A 21,082-nucleotide genomic window follows, 5' to 3' on the forward strand; every position below is an offset into this window, starting at 1 on the left:
AGCCCGTGATCCCTGTCGGAGGAAGACCATGATTCCGCTTTCCTACGCGCAGCAGCGCCTGTGGTTCATCGAACAGCTTGAGGGGCCGAGCGCCCTGTACAACACGCCGCTCGTGCTGCGGCTCGGCGGCCGGATCGACGCCGGAGCCCTGGAGGCCGCCCTCGGGGACCTGCTGACCAGGCACGAGGTGCTCCGCACGGTCTTCGTCTCCTCGGACGCCGGGCCGTACCAGGAGATCCGGGAGGCCGGGGTCCGGCCGGTGCTTGAGGTGCTGGCCTGCGCGGACGACGCCGAGGTACGGCGGGCGGTCGAGCGGGCGGCCGGGTACGTCTTCGACATCTCGGCCGAGTTGCCGGTGCGGGCCTGGTTGCTGTCGCAGGGTGCGGACGAGCACGTGCTGGTCCTGCTGCTGCACCACATCGTCAGCGACGGCTGGTCGGTGGGCCCGCTCTTCGTCGATCTGGAGACGGCCTACGAGGCGCGGCTGGCCGGGCGGCTTCCGATCCAGGAGCCGCTGCCGGTGCAGTACGCCGACTACGTGTTGTGGCAGCAGGACCTCCTCGACACCGTTCAGGACGAGCAGCTCGCCTACTGGCAGGGCGCGCTGGACGGGGTGCCGGAGGAGTTGGCGCTGCCGTATGACCGGGCCAGGCCCGCTACTGCGAGTCATCGGGGTGGGGTGGCCGGGTTCGGGCTGGACGCGGAGCTGCACGGGCGGTTGGTCCGGGTGGCGGCCGAGCGGCAGGTCAGCCTGTTCATGCTGCTCCAGGCCGCCGTCGCCACCCTCTACAGCCGTCTGGGAGCGGGGACCGACATCCCGCTCGGCACCCCCACGGCCGGACGCACCGACGAGGCGCTCAACGACCTGGTCGGCTTCTTCGTCAACACCCTGGTGTTGCGGACGGACCTGTCGGGGAATCCGACCTTCGCCGAGTTGCTGGGCCGGGTTCGTACGGCGAACCTGGACGCCTACACCCACCAGGACGTGCCGTTCGAGCGGCTGGTGGAGCATCTCAATCCGGAGCGGGTCCCGGCCAGGCACCCGTTGTTCCAGACCGCCGTCACCCTGGACAGCCAGACCCCCCTGCCCGAGGAGTTCGCCGGACTGGCCTGCCGGGAGTACCCCTTCGACCTGGACATCGCCAAGTTCGACCTGTCCTTCGCTTTCACCGAGACCGGCGACGGGCTGACCGGCCTGCTGGAGTACGCAACCGACCTGTTCGACCACCACACCGCCACCACCCTGGCCGAACGACTCCTGCGGGTGCTGCTGGCCGTCGCCCACGACCCGGACCTGCCGATCGCCGCCATCGACGTGCTCGCCCCCGAGGAGCGGGCCGAGATCCTGGACGAGTGGAACGAGACCGCCGGTCCGGTGGCCGGGGGAAGCCTTCCCGAACTGTTCGCCGAGCAGGTCGCGCGCACCCCGGACGCGGTCGCGCTCAACCAGGACGAGCGGACGCTGACCTACGCGGAGCTCGACGCCCGCGCCGAGCGGCTGGCGCGGCGTCTGACGACCGAGGGGGTGACCAGGGAGACCCCGGTGGTGCTCTTCCTGGAGCGTTCCTTCGAGGCGGTGATCGCCATCCTGGGGGTGCTCAAGGCGGGTGGCGTGTACGTGCCACTCGATCCTCGCTATCCGGCCTCACGCATCGAGGTGATCCTGCGGCAGAGCGGGGCTCACCTGGTCCTGGGTGACGAGACCGCCCGGCGGGCGACGTTCCCGGACGACATGACGGTGCTCGACGTCGCCACCCTGCTCAACGAACCGGACGTAGAACCCGCCGGGCAAAATATGCCCATTTATCAGGATCAGTTGGCGTACGTCATGTTCACCTCGGGGTCCACGGGGGTGCCGAAGGGCGTGGCCGTCACCCACAGGAACGTGGTGGCGCTGGCCGCCGACGGCCGGTTCCGCAAGGAGGAACACCGCCGGGTGCTGGTCCACTCTCCCCTGGCCTTCGACGCCTCGACCTACGAGCTGTGGGTGCCGCTGCTCTCCGGCGGCCAGGTGGTCGTGGCCCCACCGGGCGAGCTGGACCTGGACGCCATGTCCACACTGCTGATCGAACGGCGGCCGACGGCGGCGTTCTTCACCACGGCGTTGTTCAACCTGCTGGCCGAGCACGAGTCGCGTCCCCTGGCGGGGGTGCGGGAGGTGTGGAGCGGCGGCGAGGCCGGGTCGGTCACCGCGATGCGCCGGGCCGTCGAACGCTGCCCGGACCTGGCCTTCATCCACGTGTACGGCCCCACCGAGACCACGACCTTCGCCACCTGCCACCCGGTGCGGCGCCCGTTCGCCTACCAGGCGGTTCCGCCGATCGGCGGCCCCATGGACAACATGCGGGCCTACATCCTGGACGAGGCGTTGCAACCGGTCCCGGCCGGGATCGCGGGCGAACTCTACCTCGCGGGCGAAGGCCTGGCCCGAGGCTACGTCGGCAGGCCGGACCTGACCGCCGAACGCTTCGTCGCCTGTCCGTACGGCGGGCGGATGTACCGCACCGGGGACCTGGTCCGCTGGAACACCTCTGGACAGATCGAGTTCGTCGGCCGTACCGACGACCAGGTGAAGATCCGCGGCTTCCGCATCGAACCGGGCGAGATCGAGGTCGTCGTCGCGGAGCATCCCTCGGTACGGCAGGCCCTGGTGATCGTCCGGGAGGATCGTCCCGGCGACAAGCGCCTGGTGGCCTACGTCACCGGGGACGCCACCCCCGAGGGAGTGCGCGAGTACGTGGGCGCCCGGCTGCCGGCCTACATGGTGCCGTTCGTGGTGGTTCTCGACGCCCTGCCGGTCACGGCCAACGGCAAGATCGACCGGCGCGCCCTGCCCGTCCCCGATCTCAGCACGTCCGAGGGGCGCGAGCCGCGCACGCCCCGGGAGGAGGTTCTGTGCGGCCTGTTCGCCGAGGTCCTCGGGGTCGAACGGGTCGGGGTCGACGACGGCTTCTTCGACCTGGGCGGGCATTCGTTGCTCGCGACCAAGCTGGTCAGCCGTATCCGTACGGTCCTGGGGGTCGAGTTGCCGATCAGGGCGCTCTTCCAGAACCCGGACGTGGCCCGCCTGGAGCGGTACCTGGCCACCGAGCAGGCCGTAGCCGTACGGCCCGCCCTGACCGCCCTGACCCGGCCGGAACACATCCCGCTGTCCTTCGCCCAGCAACGCCTGTGGTTCATCGAACAGCTCGAAGGACCCAGTGCCCTCTACAACACCCCCCTGGCCGTACGGCTGCACGGCCCCGTGAACACCTCGGCACTCGACGCGGCGCTGACGGACGTGGTGGCCAGACACGAAGCGCTGCGGACGACCTTCCCCTCGGTGGACGGCGTGCCGTACCAGAGAGTGCTTGAGGACGCCCGGCTGACGCTGAACGTGCGGGAGTGCGCCGATGACGAGCAGGCGCGGGCGGTCGTGGAGGACCTGGCAGTCGGGGTCTTCGACATCTCGGCCGAGTCGCCGGTGCGGGCCTGGTTGCTGTCGCAGGGTGCGGACGAGCACGTGCTGGTCCTGCTGCTGCACCACATCGCCGGGGACGGCTGGTCGCTGCGGCCGCTGTTCGACGACCTGGCCGTCGCCTACCAGGCGCGATTAACCGGACAGACGCCTTCGTGGAGATCACTGCCGGTGCAGTACGCCGACTACGCCCTCTGGCAGCGTGACCTCCTCGACACCGTTCAGGACGAGCAACTCGCCTACTGGCAGGGCGCGCTGGACGGGGTGCCGGAGGAGCTGGCGTTGCCGTATGACCGGGCCAGGCCTGCTGTGTCGAGTCATCGGGGTGGGGTGGCCGGGTTCGGGCTGGACGCGGAGCTGCACGGGCGGCTGGTCCGGGTGGCGGCCGAGCGGCAGGTCAGCCTGTTCATGCTGTTGCAGGCCGCCGTCGCCACCCTCTACAGCCGCCTCGGGGCCGGGACGGACATTCCGCTGGGGACGCCGACGGCGGGCCGTACGGATGAGGCGCTCAACGACCTGGTCGGCTTCTTCGTCAACACGTTGGTGCTGCGGACGGACCTGTCGGGGAATCCGACCTTCGCCGAACTGCTGGGCCGGGTTCGTACGGCGAACCTGGACGCCTACACCCACCAGGACGTGCCGTTCGAGCGGCTGGTGGAGCATCTCAATCCGGAGCGGGTCCCGGCCAGGCACCCGTTGTTCCAGACCGCCGTCACCCTGGACAGCCAGACCCCCCTGCCCGAGGAGTTCGCCGGACTGGCCTGCCGGGAGTACCCCTTCGACCTGGACATCGCCAAGTTCGACCTGTCCTTCGCTTTCACCGAGACCGGCGACGGGCTGACCGGTCTGCTGGAGTACGCAACCGACCTGTTCGACCACCACACCGCCACCACCCTGACGGAGCGGCTGGTCCGGGTGTTGCGTGCGGTGACCGACGACCCCGAGCTGGAGATCGGCGCCATCGACGTGCTCTCCGACCAGGAGCGGGAACTGCTGCTGGTCACGCGGAACGACACCGCCGTCCCGCAGGTCGTCTCCACCCTGCACCGGCTGTTCGCCGAACAGGCCGCCAGAACCCCCGACGCCGTGGCCGTCGTCTCCGGCGACACCCACCTCACCTACGCCGACCTCGACGCGAACGCCAACCACCTGGCCCACCGGATCATCGAGGCAGGCGCCCGGCAGGACGCGCCGGTCGCGTTGCTCCTGGATCGCTCTCCCACCTTGGTCGTCGCGATCCTTGCCGTGCTTAAGGCCGGAGCCGCCTACCTTCCCCTCGATCCTCGGCAGCCCACCGAACGCCTCCAGCGGATCCTGACCGACGCGGGCGCCACCCTCCTGCTCACCGACACGACCCACGACCTTCACGTCACCACCCTGACCATCACCCCACCCGACGTCACCGGCCCCGTCGCGGCCCCGCCGGACATCGCCCGGCCAGAGCACACCGCCTACGTCATGTTCACCTCCGGATCGACCGGGACGCCCAAGGGCATCACGATCACCCACCAGAACGTGATCGACCTGGCCCACAGCCGCTGCTTCGACGGGATCACCTCCAGGAGTGTGCTGCTGCACTCACCGACCGCGTTCGACGCCTCGACCTACGAGCTGTGGGTGCCGCTGCTCTCCGGTGGTCAGGTGGTCGTGGCGCCGCCGGGGCAGCTCGGTACGGCGGATTTCGTCCGGTTGCTGGCCGATGGTGGGGTGGACGCGCTGTGGTTGACGGCGGGATTGTTCCACCTGGTGGCGCAGGAGGCGCCGGAGTGTTTCGCGACGGTTCGGGAGGTCTGGACCGGGGGTGATGTGGTCTCCGCGGCCTCGGTGCGGCGGGTGCTGGAGAGTTGTCCCGGGTTGACGGTGGTCGACGGGTACGGCCCGACCGAGACCACGACCTTCGCCACCTGCCATCGCATGGACGAGTCCTCGGCTCCCCGGGCTTCGGTGCCCATCGGCCGTCCGCTGGACAACATGCGCCTCTACGTGCTGGACGAGGCCCTGCGGCCGGTCCCGGACGGGGTCGCGGGCGAACTGTACATCGCCGGTTCGGGTCTGGCCCGTGGGTATGCCGGCAGGTCTGGTCTGACGGCTGAGCGGTTCGTGGCCTGTCCGTACGGCGGGCCGGGTGGGCGGATGTATCGCACCGGGGACCTGGTCCGGTGGAACAGTTCCGGACAGATCGAGTTCGTCGGCCGTACCGACGACCAGGTGAAGATCCGTGGTTTCCGGATCGAGCCGGGTGAGGTCGAGGCGGTGATCGGGGGGTTCTCCTCGGTCGGTCAGGTCGTGGTGGTGGTGCGGGAGGATCGTCCCGGTGACAAGCGGCTGGTGGCCTACGTCACCGGGGATGCCACTTCCGAGCAGGTGCGGGAGTATGTGGCCGCCCGGTTGCCGGCCTACATGGTGCCGGTGGTCGTGACGCTTGAGGCCCTGCCGGTCACGGCCAACGGCAAGATCGACCGGCGCGCCCTGCCCGCCCCCGATCTCAGCACGTCCGAGGGGCGCGAGCCGCGCACCCCCCGGGAGGAGATCCTCTGCGGCCTGTTCGCCGAGGTCCTCGGCGTTGACCGGGTCGGGGTCGACGACGGCTTCTTCGACCTGGGCGGGCATTCGTTGCTCGCGACCAAGCTGGTCAGCCGGATCCGTACGGTCCTGGGGGTCGAGTTGCCGATCAGGGCGCTCTTCCAGAACCCGGACGTGGCCCGCCTGGAACGCTACCTGGCCACCGAGCAGGCCGTAGCCGTACGGCCCGCCCTGACCGCCATGACCCGGCCGGAACACGTCCCGCTGTCCTTCGCCCAGCAACGCCTGTGGTTCATCGAACAACTCGAAGGACCCAGCGCCCTCTACAACACGCCTTTCGCCGTACGGCTGCACGGCCCCGTCGACACCCGGGCGTTGGAAGAGGCCCTCGGGGACCTGGTCGACCGGCACGAGGCGTTGCGGACGGTCTTCCCCTCGGTGGACAGCGTGCCGTACCAGAAGGTACTTGAGGACGTCCGGCCGGTGCTGCACCTGACGGGTGAGCTTTCCGAGGTCGTCGGCCGTGCCTTCGACCTGGCGGCTGAGCCGCCGCTGCGGGCCTGGTTGCTGTCGCAGGGCGCGGACGAGCACGTGCTGGTCCTGCTGCTGCACCACATCGCCGGGGACGGCTGGTCGCTGCGGCCGCTGTTCGACGACCTGGCCGTCGCCTACCGGGCACGACTGGCCGGAGACACCCCCGACTGGGCACCGTTGCCGGTGCAGTACGCCGACTACGCCCTCTGGCAGCGCGACCTCCTCGACACCCTCCTCGACGGGCAGCTCACCCACTGGCGGAACGCGCTGGACGGGACGCCCGAGGAACTGGCGCTGCCGTACGACCGGCCCAGGCCTGCCGTGCCCAGCCACCGGGGCGACCTCGCCGAGTTCAGGGTGGACGCGGAACTGCACGGGCGGTTGGTCCGGGTGGCGGCCGAGCGGCAGGTCAGCCTGTTCATGCTGCTCCAGGCCGCCGTCGCCACCCTCTACAGCCGCCTCGGAGCCGGAACCGACATCCCGCTCGGCACCCCCACGGCCGGACGCGCCGACGAGGCACTCGACGACCTCGTGGGCTTCTTCGTCAACACCCTGGTGTTGCGCACCGACCTGTCGGGAAACCCGACCTTCACCGAACTGCTCGACCGGGTGCGCGCAGCCAACCTGGACGCCTACACCCACCAGGACGTGCCCTTCGAACGACTGGTCGAGCACCTCAACCCGCCCCGCACGCCCGCCAGACACCCGCTCTTCCAGACCGTCGTCACCTTCGACAACCAGACCCGCGCCGAGCTGGACTTCGCCGGGCTGCGCGGGACCATGGAGCCGGTCGGTGAGGCGCACGCCCAGTTCGACCTCAACGTCACCTTCACCGAGACCCCCGTCGGCCTGACCGGCGCGATCGGGTACGCCTGCGACCTGTTCGACCACGGCACCGTGGCAACGCTGGCCGAGCGGCTGGTCCGGGTGCTGCGTGCGGTGGCCGACGACCCCGAACTGGCGATCGGCGCCATCGACGTGCTCTCCGACCAGGAGCGGGAACTGCTGCTGGTCACGCGGAACGACACCGCCGTGGAGACCGACTTCGGCCGTTGCGTCCACGAGCTGTTCGAGGCCGGGGCCGCCGCCCACCCCGGCACGATCGCCGTGGTCCTCGGCGAGACCGGTGTCACCTACGCCGAGCTCAACGCCCGCGCCAACCACATCGCGCGCACCCTGCTCGACCGGGGGATGGTTCCCGAGGAGCCGGTCGCGGTGCTGATGGAGCGGAGCGTCGAGCTGGTCGCGGCGATCCTGGCCGTGGCGAAGGCGGGCGGAACCTACGCGCCGCTCGACCCGCGTTACCCGCTGCCCCGGCTGAGGCACGTGCTGGACGCGACGGACGCCCGTTTCATCCTGGTGGACACCGAGCACACCGGACACCCGATCGCGCAGGACCCGCTCAGGAGTGTCCTGGAGATCACCGGCTCCGGGACCGTGGCGGAGAACCCCGGGCTGAGGATCCACCCCGACCGGCTGCTCTACGTGATGCACACCTCGGGTTCGACCGGCCTGCCCAAGGGGGTCGGGGTCACTCACCGCAACGTCGTCGACCTGCTGGCCAACCCGCAGTTCCTGACCGGCGCGCACGAGCGGACGCTGCTGCACTCGCCGACCGCGTTCGACGCCTCGACGACGGAGGTCTGGGTTCCGCTGGTGACCGGCGGCCGGATCGTGCTGGCCCCACCGGGCGCGCTGGACGCGCACACCCTGGCCAGGACCGTCGCCGAGCACCGGGTGACGCTGGTCCAGGCCCCCTCGGGGCTGCTCAGCGTGCTGGCCGCGGAGTCACCGGAGAGCTTCCGCGAGGTGCGGCAGGTGTGGACGGGCGGGGACGTGGTCTCACCCGCCGCCGTCCGCGACCTGATGGCGACATGTCCTGAAATAACGGTTGTCGCGGTCTATGCCCCGACGGAGACCACGGCCATCAAGACCTGCCACATCATGACCGCCGAGACCGGCGTTCCCGCGACGGTCCCCATCGGCCGCCCGATGCGCAACACCAGGGTCTACGTCCTGGACGCCGGGCTGCGACCGGTCCCCGCCGGGGTCGCGGGCGAGCTGTACATCGCGGGCACCGGCCTGGCCCGGGGCTACGTCGGCAAGCCCGGCCTCACCGCCGAGCGGTTCGTCGCCTGCCCGTACGGCCCGCCCGGCGAGAGGATGTACCGCACCGGGGACCTGGTCCGCTGGAACGCCTCCGGCGAGCTGGAGTTCGTCGGCCGTGTCGACGACCAGGTGAAGATCCGTGGTTTCCGGGTCGAGCTCGCCGAGGTCGAGGCGGTCCTGGCCGCCCACTCCTCGGTACGGCGCGCCCTGGTTGTGGCCAGGGACAACCGGCTGGTCGCCTACGTCACCGGGGAGGGCGATCCCGAGCAGGTGCGCGCCTACGCCGCCGGCAGGCTGCCGGACTACATGGTGCCCGCCGCGGTCATGGTGCTGGACGCGCTGCCGGTCACGGCCAACGGCAAGGTCGACCGGCGCGCGCTGCCGGAGCCGGACTTCGGCACGGCCGGAGAGGGACGCGGCCCGCGCACCCCACGGGAGGAGATCCTGTGCGGCCTGTTCGCCGAGGTCCTCGGGGTCGAACGGGTCGGGGTCGACGACGGCTTCTTCGACCTGGGCGGACACTCGCTGCTCGCCACCAAGCTCGTCAGCCGCATCCGCACGGCCCTGGGCGTCGAGGTGTCCGTCAGGGCGCTCTTCCAACACCCCGACGTCGCCGGGCTCAGCCGTCACCTGGAGCAGGCGGGACGGGACGACGTCCGTCCGCTGCTGCTGCCGGTCGTCCGTCCAGAACGGGTGCCTCTCTCCCCCGCTCAGTCGCGGCTGTGGTTCATCGAGCAGATGAAGGGCACCGGCGGCCTCTACAACTCGCCGCTGGCGTTGCGGCTGTCCGGTCCGCTCGACCTGGCCGCCCTGCGGGAGGCGCTCGGCGACGTGGTGGAACGGCACGAGGTGCTGCGCACGGTGTTCCCGGTCGAGGGCGGCCTGCCGTACCAGGAGGTGCTGACCGGGGTGCGTCCCGAGCTGCACGTGCGGGACGTCAGGGACGAACGGCATCTGCGTGAGTGTCTCGGCCTGGCCCAGGGTCATGTCTTCGACCTGGCGGTCGAGCCTCCGCTACGGGCCTCACTGTTCGTCCTGGGCCGTGGGGAGCACGTGCTCGCGCTGGTCATGCACCACATCGCCGGGGACGGCTGGTCCATCGGGGCGCTGCTGCGCGACCTGGGAGAGGCCTACGCGGCGCGGCTGGCCGGGGAGGCGCCCGGCTGGGCGCCGTTGCCGGTGCAGTACGCCGACTACGCCCTCTGGCAGCGCGACCTCCTCGAAACCGTCCAGGACGAGCAGCTCGCCCACTGGCGCCGGACGCTGGCGGGGGCGCCCGAGGAGCTGGCGCTGCCGTACGACCGGCCCCGGCCGGTGATCCCGACGAACCGGGGCGACTCGGTCGAGCTGCGGATCGGTCCCGAGACGCACGCCGCCCTCACCGCCCTGGCCAGGAAGGAGAACGCCAGCCTGTTCATGGTGGTCCAGGCGGCGCTGGCCGTACTGCTCGGCGGGCTCGGCGCGGGCACCGACCTGCCCGTCGGCACCGTGATCGCCGGGCGCACCGACGACGCGCTGGACGACCTGGTCGGCTTCTTCGTCAACACCCTGGTGCTGCGCGCCGACCTGTCGGGCGACCCCACCTTCACCGAGCTGCTCGGCCGGGTGCGGACGCTGGACCTGGACGCCTACGGTCACCAGGACGTGCCGTTCGAGCGGCTGGTCGAGGCGCTCAACCCGGCCCGTTCGATGGCCAGACACCCGCTCTTCCAGGTGATGCTGACGCTGCACGACACCACGGGAGAGGCCCCTGAGCTGCCCGGCCTGCGTGCGGAGGTCATGGAGCTCGAGACCGACGTCGCCAAGTTCGACCTGTCCTTCGGCCTGTGCGAGACGCGCACCGGAGACGGCCTGACCGGGGTGCTCGAATACGCGACCGACCTGTTCGACCGGATCACGGCCGAGGAGATCGCCGGGCGGTTCGTGCGGGTGCTCGAAGCGGTGGCCGCCGATCCCGGCCTGCGGGCCGGCCAGGTGGACGTGCTGACCCCCGCCGAGCGTGAGCGCCTGCTGCGCGGTACGGAGTTCACCCCGGCCGGGGGCACGCTGAAGGACCTCTTCGAGGCGCAGGCGGCCCGCACCCCGGAACGGGTCGCGCTGACCTTCGGCGAGGAGGAACTGACCTACGCGGAACTCGACGCCAGGGCCAACCGGCTGGCGAACCTGCTGGTCGAACGTGGAGTCGGCCCTGAGCGCCTGGTCGCCCTGTCGCTGCCGCGCTCCGCCGACCTGGTCGTGGCGATCGTCGCGGTCGTCAAGGCGGGCGGCGCCTACGTGCCGATCGACCCCGGCTACCCGGCCGACCGCATCGCCTACACCCTCGACGACGCGGCCCCGGTCCTGCTGGTCAGCACGGCCCCGACCGTGGCCGGGCTGCCCGCGACCGCGCTGCCGTACGTGCTGCTGGACGAGCTGGACCTCGACGGTCACGCGGTGCCCGGCCCGGGCGCCGGGCCCGCGCCGGAGAACCCCGCCTACGTCATCTACACCTCCGGCTCGACCGGCAGGCCCAAGGGTGTGGTCGTCCCGCACGGCAACGTGGTCCAGCTGATGGCCGCGACCGAACGTCACTTCTCCTTCGGTCCCGACGACGTGTGGACCCTGTTCCACTCCTGCGCCTTCGACTTCTCCGTCTGGGAGCTGTGGGGCCCCCTGCTGTACGGCGGGCGCCTGGTGGTCGTGCCCTTCGAGGTCGGCCGCTCTCCGAGGGAGTTCCTCGGCCTGCTGGCCAGGGAGCGGGTCACCGTGCTCAACCAGACCCCCTCGGCCTTCTACCAGCTCGTCCAGGCCGAGGCGGAGGACCGGGAGACCGGCTCGAAGCTGGCGCTGCGCAGCGTCGTCTTCGGCGGCGAGGCACTCGACCTGAGCAGGCTCGCCGACTGGTACGGCCGGCACCCCGACGACGCGCCGGTCCTGGTCAACATGTACGGCATCACCGAGACCACGGTGCACGTCTCCTACCGGGCCCTGGACGCCGCGACCGCGGAAGGGCAGAGCCGCTCGCTCATCGGGACCGCCATCCCCAGCCTGCGCGCCTACGTTCTGGACTCCGCGCTGCGGCCCGCCCCGGTGGGGGTCGCCGGGGAGCTGTTCGTCGCCGGGGAGGGCCTGGCCCGTGGCTACCACGACCGGCCCGCGCTGACCGCGGAACGGTTCGTGGCCGACCCCTACGGCCCGCCCGGCACCCGGATGTACCGCACCGGAGACCTGGCCCGCCGGACCCGCGACGGGGAACTGGAGTACCTCGGCAGGATCGACGACCAGGTCAAGATCCGGGGCTTCCGCATCGAGCTCGGCGAGGTCAACGCGGTCCTCGGCGCCCAGCCGGGTGTCGCGCACAGCGCGGTCGTCGTCCGGGACGACCGGCTCGTCGGCTACGTCGTCCCCAGGGGCAGTGCCGGGATCGGGGCCGGGATCGACGTGGCCGCGCTGCGGGCCGTACTGGCCGCGACGCTGCCCGAGCACATGGTGCCCGCCGCGCTGGTCGTCGTCGGCGCGCTGCCGCTGACCCCGAACGGCAAACTCGACCACCGGGCGCTGCCCGCCCCCGAGTACGCCGCCGCCCAGGACGGCAGAGGGCCCCGCGACGCGCGGGAGGAGGTGCTCTGCGAGCTGTTCGCCGACGTCCTCGGCCTGGACAGGGTGGGCATCGACGACAACTTCTTCGACCTGGGCGGGCACTCGCTGCTCGCGGCCAGGCTGGTGGCGGAGATCCGGCTCAGGGCCGGGCTCGACGTGGGCGTCCGTGATCTGTTCCAGGCGCCGACCGTCGCCGAACTGGCCGCTCTCGGTGGTTCACCGAACCGGGAGGCCTTCCCCGTGCTGCTGCCGATCAGGGCACGCGGGACGCGCAACCCGCTGTTCTGCGTGCACCCGGCGGCGGGCATCAGCTGGGTCTACACCGGCCTGCTGGGGCACGTCGACGCGGACCGCCCGATCTACGGGCTCCAGGCGCCCGGCCTGAGCGACCTGTCCCTGCACCCGGCCAGCGTGGATAAGCTGGCCCTGACCTACGTCGAGCAGATCAGGGAGGTCCAGCCGGAGGGCCCCTACGCCCTGCTCGGCTGGTCCTTCGGCGGGGTGGTCGCGCACGCGGTCGCCGCCGAACTCCAGGCCACGGGTGAGCGGGTCGAGCTGCTCGCGATCCTGGACGGCTATCCGGAGCTCGACGAACGTCCCGCCGACCGGGACCCCGCCCTGCTGGCCGCCATCCTCACCTCCCTCGGACAGCCCGTGGGAGAGATCCCCGCCTGGCCGGAAACCCCGCAGGAGCACGCCGCGCTCGTCGCGCACGGTCAGGGACCGCTGTCCGGGCTGAGCGGTGAGGCCGTCGCCCGCGTCATCGGGGTCTTCCTGGCCAACCTGGCGCTCGCCGCGGACAGGCCGAGACGGGCCTACGACGGCGACGTGCTCTTCTTCCTCGCCGCCGCGGACCGTCCCGGCGACGCCCCCGACCCGGCGGCCTGGCACCCGCACGTGACCGGCCGCCTCGACATCCACCCCGTCCCCGTCACGCACGGCGAGATGACCGGCGCGGACGCGCTGTCGGTCATCGGTCCCGTGCTCGACTCGCACCTCTGAACCCCTCCCTGAGATTGGACGAAAAATCATGAACAAGTACGACATCCCCGAGCAGTGGCACGGCCAGGCATCCACCCCGATCGCCCCTGCCGACGCCTACAACGGATACATCGCCGCGAACGTGGTCTTCGCCCTGGACCGCCTCGGCCTGATGGAGCGGATCGGCAGGGGCGACAGGCTCTACACCGAGGACTACGCGGACAACGGGCGGGCGGTGGCCCTCCTGCGCGCCGCGACCTGCTGCGGCTACCTCAAGGCCGACGACGACGTCTACATCCCCACCGAAGCCGGCCAGGAGATCGCCCGCTCGCGTGGCTACTTCACCTGGGCGGTCGGCGGCTACAACGAGGTGTTCGCCAACGCAGGGCAGCTCACCGGGGGCTTACGCCACTACGACCCCAGCGACATCCACCGCGAGGAGTCGATGGTCGCGCTCGGCTCCGCGCAGTGCGACCAGGCCATGTTCGCCGCGCTGCTGGACGAGGTGCTCGACGACGTCGAGTTCGGCACCATCGCCGACCTCGGCAGCGGCAACAGCGCCCGGGTCAGCCGGGTCGTGGCCCAGCGGCCCGGCACCCGCGGCATGGGCATCGACATCAGCGAGCCCGCGACCCTCATGGCCAGGCGCGACATCGCCGCCGCCGGCCTGCAGAACCGGGTCCAGGCCGTCCAGGCCGACGTGCTCGACGTCCTGGACAGGCAGCGGCAGCTGGAGATCACCGGCGAGGTGGACACGGTGATGAGCTTCTTCCTCCTGCACGACCTGCTCGCCGACCCGAAGACCCGCGCCGACATCATGCCGCGGATGCGGGAGGCCTTCCCCAACGCGCGCAGATTCGTCCTGGGCGACACCATGCTCCGCGACCGGATCGACCACGAGAGCATGCAGCCGATCTTCTCGGTCGGCTTCGAGCTGGCCCACGCCATGATGGGCATCCCCCTGCACACCAGGTCCACCTACGACCGGCTCTTCACCGACGCGGGCCTGCGCATCGCGCGGGTCGAGCCGTTCGCCACCCCGCACTCCTGGCTCTACGTCCTCGACGTGGTGTGATGATGAAGCACCTTCTGGCACAGAACGAGAACCCCTTCGGGCCGCTGCCCTCCGTCCGCGCCGCCCTGGTCCGGGCGATCGACGGCCTCAACCGCTATCCCGAGTTCCGGCCCGGCTCGCTGACCAGGACGATCGCCGCCTGGCAGGGCGTCCAGGACTCCGAGGTGATCGTGGGCACCGGCTCCGCGGGTGTCGCGCACGACCTGTTCCGCGGTCTGCTGCGCCCCGGTGACGCGGTCCTGCACAGCGACCCCTGCTTCGACGTCTACCCGATGCTCTGCGCGATGGCCCAGGCCGAGTCGGTCGCCGTGCCCCTCGGCGCCGACGCCCGGCACGACCTGGCCGCCATGGCCGGGCGGATCGACGAACGGACCCGGCTGATCGTCCTGTGCAACCCGCACAACCCCACCGGGACCGTCTACACCTGGGACGAGCTGACCGCCTTCTTCGCCCTGGTCCCGCCCTCTGCGGTGATCCTGCTGGACGAGGCGTACGTGGACTTCGCCCCCGACCTGGGGGCGCCCGAGGCGGCCGACCGCCTGGCCGACTGGCCCAACCTCGTGGTCCTGCGCACCTTCTCCAAGTCACACGGCCTGGCCGCGCTGCGGATCGGCTACGCGCTGGCCAACGCCGAGATCGTCGAGCGGGTCACCCCGCACCAGGTTCCCTACACCCCCGGACAGCTCCAACTCGCCGCCGTCCAGGCCGCGATCGCCGCCGACGACGAGGTACGGCAGCGCATCCGGCTGATCTCCTACCAGCGTGACCGGCTGCGCGGGAAGCTGGTCGAACTCGGCTGGTCGGTCACCCCGAGCCGGACGAACTTCCTGTGGATCACGGCGGGCGACCCCGCCCGGCTCGACCTCGCGCGAGCCGCCCTCGAACGGCACGGCGTGGCCGCCCGGATCTACCCGGGACGGGCCATCCGGCTGGCCGTCGGCGACCAGGTGGCGAACGACGCGGTGATCACCGCGCTGTCCACCCTCAAGAACGAGAGCACCATGCCTGTTGACGTCACCCTGGACCACATCGAACTCTACGTCGAGGACATCGCCTCGCAGATCGACCGGCTCACCACGGGCTACGGCTTCGACCTGCTGATCCCGCCGAGCCGCCGCGCCGGCTACGAGGAACAGCTGTCGGCGCTGCTCGGCCAGGGCGGCATCCGCCTCCTGCTCACCCAGCCGCTGTGCGCCGAGCACCCGGCCGCGGGCTACCTGAGACGGCATGGGGACGGCGTGGCCGACATCGTGCTGCGGGCCTCCGACGCGGGCGCCGTCTACACCGAGCTGATCGAACGCGGCGCGGACGGCCTGTCCCGGCCCGCCGGACGCGCCGGATGCGTCGTCGCCACGGTCTCCGCCTTCGGCGACGTCGCGCACACCCTGCTCGAACGCGCCCCCGGCACCCCCGCCGGCCGGATCCCCGGTCTGCCCGACCCGCTGTCACCGGGCGCGGGAGAGGTCGGGCTGCGGACCATCGACCACTTCGCGATCTGCCTGCCGCTGGGCGAACTCGACAAGACCGTCCGCCGCTACAACGAGGTCTTCGGCTTCTCCACCATCTTCTCCGAGCGGATCGAGATCGGTGCGCTGGGCATGGACTCGACGGTCGTGCAGAACGCCGACCGGACCGTCACCTTCACCCTGATCGAGCCGCTCTCGGTGAACTCCGGCGGCCAGATCGTCACCTTCCTCGCCGACCACGGCGGCGCCGGGGTGCAGCACGTCGCCTTCGACTCGCACGACATCGTCGAGACCGTCGGCACGATGGCCCGGCGGGGCGTGCCCTTCCTGCGCGCTCCCGAGGTCTACTTCGACCGGCTGCTCGACCGGCTCACCCCGATGCGCCACTCGGTACAGCAGCTCCAGGACCTGCACCTGCTGGCCGACCAGGACCACGACGGCCAGCTCTACCAGATCTTCACCCGCTCAGAGCACCCACGCGGCACCCTGTTCTTCGAGGTGATCGAACGGGCCCGCGCCAGGACCTTCGGCAGCAACAACGTGCGCGCCCTGTACGAGGCGGTCGAACTGCAGAACAGCGCCAGGGAGAGCACGGGGAGCGCGGAATGACCCGGCTCGCCGTGACGGACTTCGCGGCCGAGGCGAGAGCCGTACTGGACGCCTCGGTCTGGGACTGGCTCGACGGAGGCGCAGAACGCGAGTGGACGGTCGCGGGCAACAGGGCGGCACTCGACCGCGTCGCCCTGGTCCCCCGCGTCCTGGCCGACGTCTCCGGCTGCGACACCAAGACGACACTCGTCGACAGCGGGGCGAGCCTGCCGGTGGCGATCGCTCCGGTGGCCTACCACCGTCTCTTCCACCCCGAGGGGGAGCTGGCCACCGCGCGGGCCGCCGCCGCGGCGGGTGTGCCCTTCACCGTCGGCACGCTGAGCAGCGTCGGTCTTGAGGAACTCGCCGCGACCGGCGCGGTCCTGTGGTTCCAGCTGTACTGGTTACGCGACCGGGGCAGACTCCTCGACCTGGTACGGCGAGCCGAGGAGGCGGGCGTCGAGGCGCTGGTCGTCACGGTCGACGTGCCCTTCATGGGGCGGCGGCTGCGGGACGCGGCCAACGGCATGACCCTGCCGCCGACGGTCCGCGCCGCGCTGCTGGACGAGGGCTCCTCGGGCCGTGCCCACCGGTCGGCCCGGGACTCCTCCGCCATCGCCTCGCACACCGCCGAGATCTTCTCCCCCGCCGTCACCTGGCACGACATCGCCTGGCTACGCGGCCAGACCCGGCTTCCCCTGCTGCTCAAGGGGGTGCTCGACCCTGAGGACGCCGTACGCGCGGCGGCGGAGGGGGCACGCGGCGTGGTCGTCTCCAACCACGGCGGCCGCCAGCTCGACCAGGCCGTCCCCGCGGCCATGGCGCTGCCCGCCGTGGCCGAGGCGGTCGCGGGGCTGCCGGACTCGCGCTTCCAGGTGCTGGTCGACAGCGGTATCCGCAGCGGCCCCGACATCCTGTCGGCCCTCGCGCTCGGCGCCTCCGGCGTCCTGCTCGGCCGCCCGGTGATCTGGGGCCTGGCGGCCGGAGGCGAGAGCGGCTGCGCGCGGGTGCTCTCCCTCCTCGAAACCGAACTGCGCAACGCCCTGGGGCTCGCGGGCTGCCCGGACCTGCGGTCCGCGACGCGCCTGCGGGTCGCCCGCATGCCCTACTTCCCGGGAAAGACGCCATGACCGTACGGACGCCACTCCGAGACGACCTGAGCCTGGACGACCTGCACGGCTCGCTGACCGACCCGGCCATGAGCTCGATGAACCTGCTCAACGAGATCTCGATGCGTTACCCGGCGGCGATCTCCTTCGCCGCCGGGCGACCGGCCGAGGACTTCTTCGACGTCGCCGACGTCCACGAGTACCTGGAGGTCTTCCACGACCACCTGCGCACCGAGCGGGGCCTGACCGAGCGGGAGGCCCGGAGCCTGCTGCTCCAGTACGGCAGGACCAAGGGGATCATCCACGACCTGGTCCGTGAACACCTGCGGGTCGACGAGGGCGTCCACGTCCCCGCCGAGTCGATCGTGGTGACCGTCGGCTGCCAGGAGGCGATGTTCCTGGTGCTGCGGGCACTCGCCACGACGTCGCGGGACGTGCTGCTGGCCGTCTCCCCCACCTATGTCGGCCTGACCGGCGCAGCCCTGCTGACCGGGCTGCCGGTCTGGCCGGTGCGCGGAGGGGACGAGGGGCTGGACCTGGCCGACCTGCGCGCCCAGATCGACCGCGCCAGAGCCCAGGGGCTGCGGCCCCGCGCCCTCTACCTGGTGCCGGACGCGGCCAACCCCACCGGTGTCAGCCTGCCCCCTCACGTGCGCCAGGAGGTGCTGAGCCTGGCGTCGGACGAGGACATCCTCCTGCTTGAGGACAACCCCTACGGTTTCTTCGGCGGGGGTGAGCCGTTACCGACCCTCAAGGCCATGGACACCGAGCGCAGGGTCGTCTACCTGGGCTCCTTCGCCAAGACCGCGCTGCCGGGCGCCAGAATCGGCTACGTCGTGGCCGACCAGCGGATCTCCGACGGGTCGCTCCTGGCCGACCGGCTGGCGATGATCAAGAGCATGACGACGGTGAACACCTCGCCGATCGCCCAGGCCGTCATCGGCGGCGCCCTGCTCAAACACGGCTGCAGCCTCCGCGCGGCCAACCGCAGGCAGATCGACCTCTACCGCAGGAACCTGCGGCTCGTCCTCGACGGGCTGGCCGAACGCTTCCCGCCCGGCGGCGGGGTCACCTGGACCACCCCGTCCGGTGGCTTCTTCCTCGTGGTGACCGTCCCCTTCCCGGTCAACGACGAGTTGCTCGAACACTCGGCGAGCCACCACGGCGTCATCTGGACGCCGATGTCGCACTTCTGCCCGGACGGCGGCGGGGAACGGCAGCTCAGGCTCTCCCTCAGCCAGGTCACGCCGGAGACGGTCGGCCAGGGCCTGGACCGGCTGTCCGCCCTGATCGAGGAGCGGCTGCGCTGAGACCGTCCGTTCCGGCGGGATCCCGGGAGCGCCTCACCGGGCCGGGATGACGACGCCGGGTGCTCCGCCCCTGGGCGCGGTCTCCCTGACCTGTCCCGGCGATAATGTCGGTCCGGTGGAGGATGATGCGGGGGTGTTGATCCGTATCGAGGCGTCCGAGTTGCCAGGGCGAGAATGCGCGCAGGCACCGGGTTTCCCGGGCTACCGAAACATTCACGTGGGGGTGCAACGGCGAGAGCGCCCCGGCGAGCTGCTCGACCCGCACCCGGCGGACGTCCCCTCGGTGGTCTGGGAGCTGGAGGCGACCGCGAGCCACAGGGAGACCGGGTGGGACCTGCGGGGCCCGTATGTTCAGGGCAGGCCGGGCGGCCGGTTCGTGTACCTGTCATGGGGGGCGGTCGACGACGCCGGGGTGCTCTCCACGTTCCGCCGCGCGAAGCTCATGCTGGACGGGGTCCCCACGGCCGTGCTGGACACCGCGGTGGAAGGCGGGCTGCTGGTGGCGCGGTTGGGGCTGACGGACTCCCACGGTCATCCGTTGTGCGCGGCCGTCCGCCCGCCGCTGGTGGAGTGGTCGGCTCCCGCCCACTGAAACCCGCCGACGGCAGGACAGGCGGCCAGGGGACGGTGGTTCAGTAGCCGACGGTGAAGCGTCGCTGGACGAAACGAGGCAGTTCCGCCTCGTCGATGAGGGCGACGGCGGCGTCCTCTGAGGAGATGCGGCTGCGTCCTTCGGCGTCGAGGACCGGCTGGTCGCCACCGATCCTGAATCGGCCGGTGCGCAGGCCGGGGGCGATCTCCTCCGCCGGGCTGAAGTAGGTCCACAGCCGGTTGGAGGTGCGCAGGACGTTCAAGGCGTCCCGATGCCCGCGCACGGCGGCCGCGTACGCTCTGGGCAACCCGAGCTGGTCGAGGCTCCGGTGCAGGAGCTCGTCGGAATCCGCTCGGGTACGGCCGGGCTCGATTTCCAGGCTGCCGGCGCCGCCGATCACGATCAGCCGGGTCCTGGGGTGGCTCTCCAGCGCCTTGAGCAGCGCCCGGGCGGCGGTGGCGTAGACCGTAGGGTCGGCGATCGAGCGTGCCACGGTGTCGTCGAAGTCTCGGGCGGCGTTGCCGGGCTGGTATCCGCTGATCAGGACGTCCAGTCCGGGCAGGACCGCGGCGATGCTTTCGGCGTCGAGGACGTCGACGGTCTTCCAGACGAGGTTCTCCCGGTTCTGCCGCTCTTCGCCGATCCGGGTGGCGTCGCGGGTGAACGCGGTGACGTGATGCCCTCGTAGGAGGGCTTCGGCGACGGCACGGCTTCCGATGCCGCCGGTGGCTCCGATGATTCCGATGCGCATGGGTCTCCCCGTTCTGTGAGTGGCGTGAAGAGACTATACGGCGTGAAGTTTTCTTACGCCAGCCAATCCAGTGACGCTGTAGAGTGACTGCCGTGGGAAGCACGGGAGGACGACGCGAACGACTGCGGGCCGAGACCACAGCGGAGATCAAGCAGGTCGCACTCAAGCTGATGGCCACGGGCGGACCCGACGCGATCACTCTGCGGGCCATCGCCCGCGAGATGGGTATGACCGCCAACGCGATCTACGGCTACTTCGCCACCCGCGACGACCTGGTCACCACGCTGATCAACGAGGTCTACACCGCGCTGGCCGACGCCGTGGACTCCGCATGGGCCGAAGCCGCCACCGCCCACCCGGCCGGCCGGATCCAGACATGGGCACGAGCCTTCCGAGACTGGGCCCTGGCCAACCCCGAGGGATTCCGCCTCATCTACGGCGACCCCGTACCCGGATACCAGGCACCCGAGGGCGGCGCCGCCCCCGACGCCGCGCACCGCGTCTGCACCGGCATCGCCGCCCTCGCCGACACCGCCTGGCCGCACGCCGAACATCTCTACGCGCACAGCGACTTCCAATGGCCCGACTTCGACGACGGCCTGCTCAGCAAGGTCCGGCCGGCGTTTCCCGACCTGCCACCGGCCGGCGTGGCACTCGCACTACGCATCTGGGGCCACCTGCACGGCCTGGTGTCGCTGGAGATCTACGGACACCTGCACACCCAGACGATCAACCCCGACAAGCTCTTCCAGGAAGAACTCACCCAGCTCGTCCGATCACTGGGCATCGCGCCCGAGGGATGACAGCCCTCAGCGCCCCGACGCACATCGACGAGTTGGTCGAGCACCGGACGGTTCTCGACTCCGCGCCGGGTGTTGCCCAGGTATGGCGGGCCAACGAAGAGCGGGCTCTTGCGCGTCAGTCCGGCAGCCAGTGCAGCTCGTGCGCCAGGGCTTTGGCGACGGCACGGACGCGGCGGTGCAGCGGCGACGGCTCACGTGGGAGGAC

Annotated in this window: 8 protein-coding genes; 7 read left to right on the forward strand and 1 reads right to left on the reverse strand. The window is 71.1% G+C overall.

Annotation, left to right across the window (positions count from 1 at the left end):
• Positions 1 to 28: 28 nt before the first annotated feature.
• Genes ACFYY8_RS35020 through ACFYY8_RS35045 form a run of 6 tightly spaced genes read left to right on the forward strand, consistent with a single transcriptional unit; the run spans position 29 to position 19,323 of the window.
• A complete protein-coding gene (locus tag ACFYY8_RS35020) occupies positions 29 to 13,204 on the forward strand; it encodes an amino acid adenylation domain-containing protein (RefSeq protein WP_390048541.1) in 13,176 nt (4,391 codons plus the stop codon).
• A 28-nt stretch (positions 13,205 to 13,232) separates the two neighbouring features.
• On the forward strand, positions 13,233 to 14,258 hold the full coding sequence (locus tag ACFYY8_RS35025) for a hypothetical protein (RefSeq protein WP_390048543.1): 1,026 nt from the start codon (positions 13,233 to 13,235) through the stop codon (positions 14,256 to 14,258).
• A complete protein-coding gene (gene hppD, locus ACFYY8_RS35030) occupies positions 14,258 to 16,333 on the forward strand; it encodes a 4-hydroxyphenylpyruvate dioxygenase (RefSeq protein ID WP_390048545.1) in 2,076 nt (691 codons plus the stop codon). Before ACFYY8_RS35025 ends, hppD begins: the two co-directional genes overlap by 1 nt.
• Positions 16,330 to 17,442 carry an alpha-hydroxy acid oxidase gene (locus tag ACFYY8_RS35035; protein WP_390048547.1) on the forward strand — a complete coding sequence of 371 codons (1,113 nt, stop codon included), beginning with the start codon at positions 16,330 to 16,332 and terminating at the stop codon, positions 17,440 to 17,442. Before hppD ends, ACFYY8_RS35035 begins: the two co-directional genes overlap by 4 nt.
• Positions 17,439 to 18,731, forward strand: coding sequence for a PLP-dependent aminotransferase family protein (locus tag ACFYY8_RS35040; protein WP_390048549.1), 1,293 nt, complete (start codon positions 17,439 to 17,441; stop codon positions 18,729 to 18,731). Before ACFYY8_RS35035 ends, ACFYY8_RS35040 begins: the two co-directional genes overlap by 4 nt.
• Positions 18,732 to 18,777: 46 nt before the next feature.
• The gene (locus ACFYY8_RS35045; RefSeq protein ID WP_390048551.1) at positions 18,778 to 19,323 is read left to right on the forward strand and encodes a DUF5990 family protein; all 546 of its coding nucleotides are present in this window, start codon (positions 18,778 to 18,780) and stop codon (positions 19,321 to 19,323) included.
• A gap of 40 nt (positions 19,324 to 19,363) precedes the next feature.
• Here the strand turns inward: ACFYY8_RS35045 and ACFYY8_RS35050 are convergent, their stop codons facing one another.
• Entirely contained in the window at positions 19,364 to 20,074 is a 711-nt protein-coding gene (locus ACFYY8_RS35050) for an NAD(P)-dependent oxidoreductase (protein ID WP_390048553.1), read from the reverse strand.
• Between the two features lie 92 nt (positions 20,075 to 20,166).
• On the opposite strand from ACFYY8_RS35050, the gene ACFYY8_RS35055 reads away from it, so the two are divergent.
• Positions 20,167 to 20,877, forward strand: coding sequence for a TetR/AcrR family transcriptional regulator (locus ACFYY8_RS35055; RefSeq protein ID WP_390048555.1), 711 nt, complete (start codon positions 20,167 to 20,169; stop codon positions 20,875 to 20,877).
• Positions 20,878 to 21,082: the final 205 nt, after the last annotated feature.

It is taken from the genome of Streptosporangium sp. NPDC001559, from assembly GCF_042893955.1.
Taxonomy (GTDB): Bacteria; Actinomycetota; Actinomycetes; order Streptosporangiales; family Streptosporangiaceae; genus Streptosporangium.

Bases quoted from the DNA above. Each gene is read 5' to 3' on its own strand.
- ACFYY8_RS35020 (WP_390048541.1), top strand. From the start codon at position 29: ATGATTCCGCTTTCCTACGCGCAGCAGCGCCTGTGGTTCATCGAACAG.
- ACFYY8_RS35025 (WP_390048543.1), top strand. From the start codon at position 13,233: ATGAACAAGTACGACATCCCCGAGCAGTGGCACGGCCAGGCATCCACC.
- hppD (WP_390048545.1), top strand. From the start codon at position 14,258: ATGATGAAGCACCTTCTGGCACAGAACGAGAACCCCTTCGGGCCGCTG.
- ACFYY8_RS35035 (WP_390048547.1), top strand. From the start codon at position 16,330: ATGACCCGGCTCGCCGTGACGGACTTCGCGGCCGAGGCGAGAGCCGTA.
- ACFYY8_RS35040 (WP_390048549.1), top strand. From the start codon at position 17,439: ATGACCGTACGGACGCCACTCCGAGACGACCTGAGCCTGGACGACCTG.
- ACFYY8_RS35045 (WP_390048551.1), top strand. From the start codon at position 18,778: ATGACGACGCCGGGTGCTCCGCCCCTGGGCGCGGTCTCCCTGACCTGT.
- ACFYY8_RS35050 (WP_390048553.1), bottom strand. From the start codon at position 20,074: ATGCGCATCGGAATCATCGGAGCCACCGGCGGCATCGGAAGCCGTGCC.